Below are 9555 nucleotides of genomic sequence, written 5' to 3' on the forward strand. Positions count from 1 at the left end.
TGCAGTATGAAATTCACATCTTCACTAAAATTAAAACTGATATATGTGTTCCGCATCAATGATGCCGCACATAGGGGATGCCTGAAAGTGGGCGAGGCCACTTGTGACAATGACAATGTTTTCGGTCTTGCTCCGAACAGCAAGGTTCTCAACGAGTCCGCGAAGAAACGCATCAACCAATACACACAGACGGCAGGTATCGTATACGACCTCTTATATACGGAACTTACCATATACAACAGCAGAAAAGGCTTGTGTTCTTTCAACGACAAGGAAGTGCATAGCGTTTTGGAACGTTCCGGCATCAAGAAAAAGATATTCGATACCGAAAACAAAGCCAATGAGTGGTTCATCACTGACCTTGAAACCGTTAAGCGGGCAATAACGGCCGTGAAGGAAGGACGGGAATCATTGTCTTCGGCCGAGATATCACACGACCAAACACCGATTGTGTTCCGTCCCGAACAACGGGAAGCCATTGAAAAGACCAAGAAGCAATTCAAGAAAAGTAACCAGATGCTTTGGAACGCCAAGATGCGTTTCGGCAAGACGCTGTCAGCCTTGCAGGTGGTGAAAGACATGGATTTCAGCCGTACTTTGATTCTTACCCATCGCCCCGTAGTGGATAGCGGCTGGTTCGAGGATTTCGGCAAGATATTCTATGATAGTCCCGACTTTGCGTATGGCTCAAAGAACAACGGTGACAGCCATGCCTCACTTGAAGTGAGAGCCAAACAGGGAAAATGCCGGTATGTGTATTTCGCTTCCATGCAGGATTTGCGCGGTTCTGAACTTGTGGGCGGCAACTTCGACAAGAACAATGAAGTGTTTGCCACCGCTTGGGATTGCATCATCGTGGACGAGGCGCACGAAGGGACACAGACGGAACTCGGCAAGGCTGTCATGCAGGAACTGACAAAAGCAAATACAAAGATTCTGCGACTTTCCGGCACTCCGTTCAACCTGTTGGATGACTTCAAGGAGGACGAGATTTATACCTGGGACTATGTGATGGAGCAACGGGCAAAGGCTTCATGGGATTTGACCCATTTCGGTGATCCGAATCCATACGCCTCTCTACCTACGATGAACATCTATACCTACGACCTTGGACGGTTACTCCATGAGTTCGTGGATGAAGATGTGGCTTTCAACTTCCGTGAGTTTTTTCGGGTCAATGAAGCCGGAAACTTTATTCATGAAAAGGATGTGAAGGCATTTTTGAATCTTATCTCCAAGGAGGACAAGGACAGTTGCTATCCGTTTGCCAACGAGGAATACCGCAACATCTTCCGTCATACGCTATGGATGTTGCCGGGTGTGAAGGAGGCTCGTGCCATGAGTGCTTTACTACAATCACATCCTGTATTCCAGCATTTCAAGGTGGTGAATGTGGCGGGAGATGGTGACGAGGACGAAGAAAGCAAGGACGCACTGGCAGCAGTGGAAGAAGCTATCGGCAAAGATCCGGTTACCACACGTACTATTACCTTGTCCTGCGGACGATTGACAACTGGTGTAAGTGTCAAAGCATGGACGGGCGTGTTCATGTTGTCCGGCTCTTATAATACCGCTGCATCAAGTTATATGCAGACCATTTTCCGTGTGCAGACACCTGCCACCATCAATGGACGTGTCAAGGAACAATGTTATGTGTTTGATTTCGCACCGGATAGGACTTTGAAAGTCATAGCCGAAACAGCGAAGATTTCATCCAAGGCAGGAAAAACCAGTGGCAATGACCGCAAGATTATGGGTGAGTTCCTGAACTTCTGTCCGATTATCTCCATCGAAGGCTCCAAGATGAGCCAGTTCGATGTACCCAAGATGTTGGAACAGCTCAAGAGGGTTTATGTGGAAAGGGTTGTCCGCAACGGTTTTGAGGACAGAAGCCTGTATAATGACGAGTTGATGAAGCTGAACGACTTGGAATTGCAGGAATTTGACGATCTGAAAAAGATTATCGGACAGACAAAAGCCATGCCCAAGACCAATCAGGTGGACATCAACAACCAAGGGCTGACGGATGAACAGTACGAGGAACTCGATGACCTTGAGAAGAAATCCAAGAAGCGGGGCAAGGACAAGCAACCTTTGACGGAAGAAGAGAAGAAACGCCTTGAAGAACTGAAAAAGAAGAAGAACAATCGCGAGGCGGCTATTTCCATTCTTAGGGGTATCTCCATCCGAATGCCTTTGCTTATCTACGGTGCGGAATTGAGTGATGAAAACCAAGAGATAACCATTGACAACTTCGCCTCACTCATTGACCCGCAATCGTGGGAGGAGTTTATGCCCAAGGGCGTGACCAAGCAAAAGTTTAACAGCATCAAGAAGTACTACGACCCGGAAATATTCTGTGCGGCAGGCAAGCGCATCCGTGCTATGGCTCGTGCAGCGGACAAACTCAGAGTAGAGGAACGTATCGAACGTATCACGGATATTTTCAGCACGTTCCGCAATCCCGACAAGGAAACCGTACTTACCCCGTGGCGCGTAGTGAATATGCATTTGGGCGATTGTTTGGGTGGATACAACTTCTATGAGAAAGGTTATGACACCACTTTGTCCGAACCTCGCTTTATTGACCATGGCGAGGTGACAGCCAATGTATTTACTGAAGATTCCCACATCCTTGAAATCAATTCCAAGTCTGGTTTGTATCCTCTTTACATGGCATACAGCATTTATCGTACACGGGTAAAGAACTCTCTGTTTTCGGTGACAAACATTGAGGAAGAACAGAGAATATGGGATAAAGTAGTGGCAGAGAACATATTTGTCATCTGCAAAACCCCGATGGCGAAAAGCATTACCAAACGCACTCTTATAGGCTTCCGCAAAGCAAAGGTAAACACCCGATACTTTGAGGACTTAATCAATCAAATCAAGAACAAGCCGGAACATTTCATCAAGCAGGTTGACAAATTTGTTTCCGAAAGAACAGGAATAAAGAATATGAAGAATATGAAATTCAATGCGATAGTAGGCAATCCGCCGTATCAAGTTATGAATGACGGAGCTGGTGCAAGTGCCTCTCCCGTCTATAATTTCTTTGTTGATATATCAAAGAGACTTTCGCCTAAGCACATGTCATTGATTATGCCTGCACGATGGTTTGCAGGAGGTCGTGGTGTTGATGAGTTTCGTAAAACGATGTTAGCAGACAAGCAATTATCACTCATACACGATTATTTTGATGCAAGAGCATGCTTCTCCAATGTTGAGATAAAAGGAGGAATTATGTATTTCCGTTGGGATAAAGGTTACTACGGAAATTGTCATGTAGTCTCCCATACTCCTAACGGAACTGTATCAATCGCTGATAGACCTCTCGTAATGACAGGGATGGATTCTTTCATTAGACATAACGAAGCAGTGTCTATTGTAGAGAAAGTTCGGAAGAAAACAATGGCAACATTTGATTCTATTGTAAGTTCACGAGACCCTTTCGGTTTAGATATTCGAGCTACAGGGACTTATATTCAGGTTAAACCAAAATTTTCATTATCTCGCAACAAAGTGACGGATGTCGCATATTATTATTTTGGTTGGCGAAAAGATGGTGTTGGGTATCTTGATATTGATAAAGTGAATGAGGGGCTTTCACTTATTGAAAAGCCAAAGTTGTTTATACCATGTGCTTGGGGCAATGGTCGAATTGGAGAAGACAGGCTAAAACCGTTTATTCCAGAACATCGATCTGTGTGTTTTGAGACTTATCTTATGGTGGGGCCGTTTGACACATGGGCAGAAGTCGAAAATGCAGAGAAGTATATTAACACAAAATTCTTTCATTTACTTGTTGCGCCTCTAAAAATCTCACAGCACGCTACACAGAGTGTTTACCGTCTTGTCCCTTTGCAAAACTTCACATCTTCAAGTGATATTGACTGGAACAAGGCTATTACTGAGATAGATCAGCAACTCTATATCAAATACTCTCTGACAGATGAGGAAATCGCTTTCATCGAATCAATGATAAAACCAATGTGAATTCTTATTTCAATAAGTCTTATCCTAAGTTTGAAATTTGATTTTTGAGTTGCCAATTCATATTCAAAAAAATATTTTATTGAGGTTCTAATGTAATGAAAGCAATTCAGCGTTTACCCACTACAAGTAAACGCTGAACATTTTATTTGTTTATAAGAGTTTCAATAGCAGTTTTGAAATCATTAATGAATGGAGTGATTACTTTGATGTTGTCGTTGTAAAAATATGACATCAAATTTGTTTGTTCAAAATGAATCATATTAGTCTTAAACCATTCTTTTCTAGTTACACGTAGTGGCTCTTGTCCTGCTACCATAGGAAATGTTTCAATTATTGAATCTTTAATCAATTCAATATTATATCTATGTGGAAGATTGTTCCAATATGGATGTTCAAGATTTTCTAAAAGTTTTGACAAGTAGTTGAAAACTTGAAATTCAGGAGTTCTTAATTCTGCATTATTGACCTCATTGTCAATAATGGCAGGTAGAGCCAATATCGTTCTAGATTCCTTCATGATTGGTATTATCCTATCATTCAAAAGTACATCATTATCAAAAACAATAACTACTTGTCTGAAGTAATCATCAATAGTATATAATGTTTTTAAATTATCACATCCGAGTTTCGCAGAAACGAATATTAAATCGTACCCATAGCTTAATTTCGAATCAAAATTCTCTATTTCTAACATTTTTTTGAAAAACCATTCTGCTTCTTTGTCTTCAAAATATATCTTAATTTGTGGCGTTACGTCATCGAATGCAGGAAGAACACCAAGCATATCTCCTTTGATATTTTCATAAGTCGGATATTCCATTAACTTAGGTCTTAAAACATCTTCAATATATACCACAGAATCAATATTCCTGCCAGACCGAGCTGTCTCATCATTAATTTTAAGAACTTCTTGAATAATAGTCAATGAATGAGATGTCATTATAATTTGCAAGTTCAAACTTTTGGCTTCCTTTTTTATAAGCTGTATTAGTTTGATTTGTGCTCGTGGATGAAACCCTGCATCAATTTCGTCAATTAAAAGAATCCCTCCATTATAGTTGGGGTTTTCACGTTTTAATTTTGCAAAAGAAGCTAATGCAGTAATGATAACACCCAAAGAATCTTGACCCAAAGAAATCGTTCGAGTAGAATGTTCAAATTCGGGTAATAAAGACCTCTTTGTTGTCCCCTTTAATTCTTGTTTGGTAATATGGTCGCTATCAACAACTTTATTGTCAATAATGGCCTTGAATTTTTCCCGAATATATAGCTTGTCCTCATCCGATAATGCCTTAGACAATTCCGAGTTAAGACTGCTTTGGTATTCTCCGTTAGGTAACATTCTACTCATACTCAAGAACATTGTGGGTATAGGAACTTTTGCTGAAGGACCAACATTCCATCCTTCTTGTTCACCTCGAGGTACCACTTTTAAACGTTCTATTCCTTGTTTCTTATCTGAATGTTTAGAAACATTACATATCTTCGTCAGATCCTCTTTACCTTGTTCGGAATATGTTAAAGTAAAATATGGCTTATCTGCGGATTTTTTTACATAATCTCGTGCAATATCAAGATAAAACAATTCATGCAATTGTGCTTGAAAAGAACGCTTAAGTAGCGTTTTCCCTTCACTGGATTTTAACTCAGACCCATTAGCAATAAGACCAAGTAGGGTGGATTTTCCAATGCCATTATGACCTGCTATAACTGTCAGACGCTCAGAAATATTAATTGTAAGATTTCTGAACATTCTAAATGGAATGTCACCAAACGAAATACTTTTAATCTTCATGTAGACCTGATTTTATATGCTAAAATAGTTTGTGGTTTGGTATAACTAGATTATTGGAAAATATCATAACTTCTTTCCCCTTTCCTGAATTACTTGCACTGTAATTTAACTCAAAAGTTTTTTGTCTGAACTTAGAATATAAGTCTACTATAAAATCAACATTGTCATATGATATAATCCATTTCTGTTCTTTAAAATCGCTTATTGATTTGGCAATATTTTGATGATCTGTGTCATTGTAATAGTTCAAATAAAGTCCTTTGCCTTTTACATAGTATGGTGGGTCTAAATAAAATAACGTATTATACGGTAATTCATTTTTTAACCGTCGTACTAAAGAAACAGCATCTTCATTTGTTAAATGGATTCTATCTGCATAATCTGCTATACGTTGAATCCTTTTTATCAAATCTTCTTTGTTAAATCTTGCATCAATCTTATAATTTCCAGTTTGGTCATAACCGCCAATGACTCCTGCTTTCAATATTCCTGAACGATTAGTCCTATTCAAGAAGAATGTAGAAAAGCCTAATTCTAACAGGTCTGAATTCTCTTTATTGGATTGAATTTCTTTTTGTTTAAACCAAGTTTCAATGTTTAAAGGTGTATCCTTTATCATCTTGCAGAGAGCATCCGCGTTATTTAAGGCACTATACCAAAAGGCATAAATAGATATGTCCTTATCATTTATATGTATGTCGCTGACATATTCATTAAAGAGCAAAGATAAAGCAACAGAACCACCTCCAACATATGGTTCAACATAAGTGCCATCGAGCAATGCGTTTTCTTTGATTAAGCATTGTACGAAATCAGCAACTTTAGCCTTACCGCCAGGGTATCTTAAAGGTGATAGAAATTCCATAATATTATTCTTTATTCTTTATCGATTCCCACAATTGGATAAAAAAACTTTCTATGTTGTCCCATCCAGTAATCAAATTATCTGCTTTAGGATAGAAAAACTCGTTATGAACATATGCATTCAATGATTCGATTGAAAGAACTGAATTTTTATCATTTATTTCAGACCTTATGCCCTTTGATAAGTCATTACTCATTGTTCCTAATTGGGTCATATGATTTAAGACTTTACCAACTTTCCCTTGCAAACTTTCACCAGAAGAACAAGCCGTAATAGCATTGTTTCTTACTAAATCAAATTTCTCCAAATAGGTATCAACAGATAGTTCTAAAAATACTCTTAAAAGGACTGAAGATGCATTGGGGCATGTCTTGACCTGAACATGTTTTAGCTCCTCGAAGATTTTATTAATTTTCGGGTTGCTGATATGTAAATTCAAAGACTTGGGCACTAAAACTCCTCTGTTTCTTGTTTTCCTGTTTTTATCCCCTTTTATTTCTTGTTTCTCGCTATTTCTTGATGCTTGTTCTTTATTGTTTTCAATATCTTGAACACTCCATTGTTCAGATGCTTCATTAGACAAATCTGGCTTCTGACTCTTGTCAAAATTATCAATATATTGCTTTCTTTTTTCTCTGTTATAAATATCAGAAACTTTGAATTCCGGATTCAGAATATCTGTAACAACTTTTAAAAGACCCTTAACAACTTCGGACACTTTAACCTTTGAAACCAAAATTCCATTGTTAATTTCCAAGCCAAGGTGTTCTCTAACATATGGATCCGACATCAAACGTTGCAAGTTGGTAATGTTTAATTTAGATAATGAATCCTTAATCGTATCAGAAACCTCTTCTTGTGATTTTAGTAAAGTGATAATTTGCAATGGAATTGATGATTTTCCTTCTGTCTTCTCCTCGAATCTTTGCTTTTGTTGAGCATTCCAAGTGACAGTTCCGATACCATTAAGTTCTCCTGAGTGTTTACGTTTTATCCATATATCAGCTTCAGTTGGAGTTTCAAAAACAGCGCAAGTAATATTCTTCAATTCAGAAATAGCATTGGGATTTTCTTTTTGCAATTTCTGAAATTTCTTCCTTAAAGAAACATACTTGTCATCAACCAGTGTTGGATTGTTTAATAATTTTAACGATGTTATTCGTCTATTACCTTCGAGTACTATATATTTGCTGTTATCTTCATTAGGTGTTACTATGATTAAATCGACAGGGCTAAGACCATTGGTTACAATATCATCTACAAGGGAATATAATTTATCCCCTTGATCCTCTACCATCTTATCTATCGCTTCCTTTTGTGAAGAAAGAGGCTCAAATCTGTAATTTTCAGTATTGACAAATAGCGATGTCAATTTTATCGTTCTTATAACCATGGCAAAACCAATACTTGTTAGTTTGCAAAGTTACTCATTTTTAGTGAAGTTAGCAGTATTTGAACAATAAAAATGCACAGGAATCTGTGATTTTGCACGATTTTGCAGGATGAAGTTTATTGTAAATCAATTCTAATCACTATCTTTGCATTGCAAAAAGGCGTTCTTTTGATTTAATGCAAGACGAGGTAAAATACAGAACTTCACTCGTTTCTAAATCGTTACCTATCAAGAAACGAATCTTTGCAATCTATTCAAATTCAGCGACAAAGGCAATTCAATATGCCTTTATGAGTGAAAAGTGATATTTTTCTCTACTCCCGCTTCCTTGGCCACTTTTTTCAGGTATCGGTTTGCCACCTGGTTGGGCGGTACCGGGAATACATGATTAGTCCGTTTTCCTTTGTGGTATGCTTCATACCTCTTTAATATACAGACAGCAGGCTGCAATAAAGGCAGCATGGCGTGTATGTCCGTTTTCTGACGATAGTAGTTCAGCCACAAGCTTTTGTCGATACCGACATTTATATTTTCATTCGTCAGGTTACTGATGTCGACAAATGACAGTCCGGTGTAGACAGCAAATACAAACACGTCCCTCACGATGGAGAGGTTGACGGGCAAAGGGACTTCCTCGATGCTCTTCAGTTCCTTTTCGGACAGGAATCCTCTTTCTACTTTCGTTTTCTTGGCGTTGAGCAGGCAGACAGGGTTCCGGCTTATCCATTCGTTTTGCAGGGCGACATTCATCACCTTTTTGAAACGCTGGATATGCTTCAATGCACCATTGACAGCGCATACGGTCTCCCCTTCCCTCTTATAGCCTTGCAGATAGGCGTAAAACTCATAAACGAAAGCTTTGTCAATGGCGGTCAAATCATAGTCAGAGACATGGTATTTGATACGTATAAAGTTGAGCAGGTGTTTCTTCGTTACGTGATAGCCGACAAATGTACTGGCACGGAGATTTTTCTTCTCCATGATTTCATGGTAATCAAACAGTGTGCTGATGGTAGAGAACTCATTATCCTGTGTCTGAAACATGAGTTTGAAGTTCTCAATGTTGAGAGGGTAGTTTTTCTGTCTGATTTTGGTAACGGTATCTTCGATCGTGATTTTCAAATCTTCGATATACCGGTTGGCTTCTTTGTCATTGGCGGTCTTACCAAGTGACTTTTGCGCAACTGCCGACCATGATTCAGACCGTAGGTATAGTTTCGTGGGAATTTCGTATCTTTGTCCCGAAATCGTAACCCGACATGAAAGAGGTGACAGTTTTTCATTCGTTCTTCCTTTCCTTATCCAGAAAAGAACATTGAAAGTTTGCTTTTTTTGGCTCATCGTTATTTTTTTTGAGAACCACTCAAAAAAATATCAAAAAAGAGCATTCGTGTCACCGAATTAGCCACCGAATTAGCGTCAACTTTTTGGCTCAGTTGTAATTCTTGGGGGATTAAGTTTAGTCAATTCCCTTCATGCATATACCTTTGCTAGCCTAAAAAGGAA

General features: G+C 38.8%; 5 protein-coding genes. 1 reads left to right on the plus strand and 4 read right to left on the minus strand.

Annotated features, from left to right (window positions below; all coding sequences use genetic code 11):
- Positions 1 to 6 precede the first annotated feature (6 nt).
- Positions 7 to 3996, plus strand: a complete 3990-nt coding sequence (locus tag KFO40_RS08415) for an Eco57I restriction-modification methylase domain-containing protein (protein WP_195434633.1) — start codon at positions 7 to 9, stop codon at positions 3994 to 3996.
- Between the two features lie 142 nt (positions 3997 to 4138).
- Here KFO40_RS08415 and KFO40_RS08420 read toward each other — a convergent pair whose 3' ends face one another.
- From KFO40_RS08420 to KFO40_RS08435, 4 genes are all read right to left on the minus strand, one after another.
- Entirely contained in the window at positions 4139 to 5791 is a 1653-nt protein-coding gene (locus tag KFO40_RS08420) for an AAA family ATPase (RefSeq protein ID WP_195434631.1), read from the minus strand.
- Between the two features lie 19 nt (positions 5792 to 5810).
- Entirely contained in the window at positions 5811 to 6656 is an 846-nt protein-coding gene (locus tag KFO40_RS08425; protein ID WP_013610371.1) for a DNA adenine methylase, read from the minus strand.
- Positions 6657 to 6660: 4 nt separating this feature from the next.
- The gene (locus KFO40_RS08430) at positions 6661 to 8049 is read right to left on the minus strand and encodes a hypothetical protein (protein ID WP_195434629.1); all 1389 of its coding nucleotides are present in this window, start codon (positions 8047 to 8049) and stop codon (positions 6661 to 6663) included.
- Between the two features lie 288 nt (positions 8050 to 8337).
- Positions 8338 to 9390: a site-specific integrase gene (locus KFO40_RS08435; protein ID WP_211146260.1), complete on the minus strand. Its 1053-nt coding sequence runs from the start codon at positions 9388 to 9390 to the stop codon at positions 8338 to 8340.
- Positions 9391 to 9555: the final 165 nt, after the last annotated feature.

Origin of the sequence: Bacteroides sp. 1001302B_160321_D4 (assembly GCF_015667765.1) — a bacterium.
Classification (GTDB): Bacteria; Bacteroidota; Bacteroidia; order Bacteroidales; family Bacteroidaceae; genus Bacteroides; species Bacteroides xylanisolvens.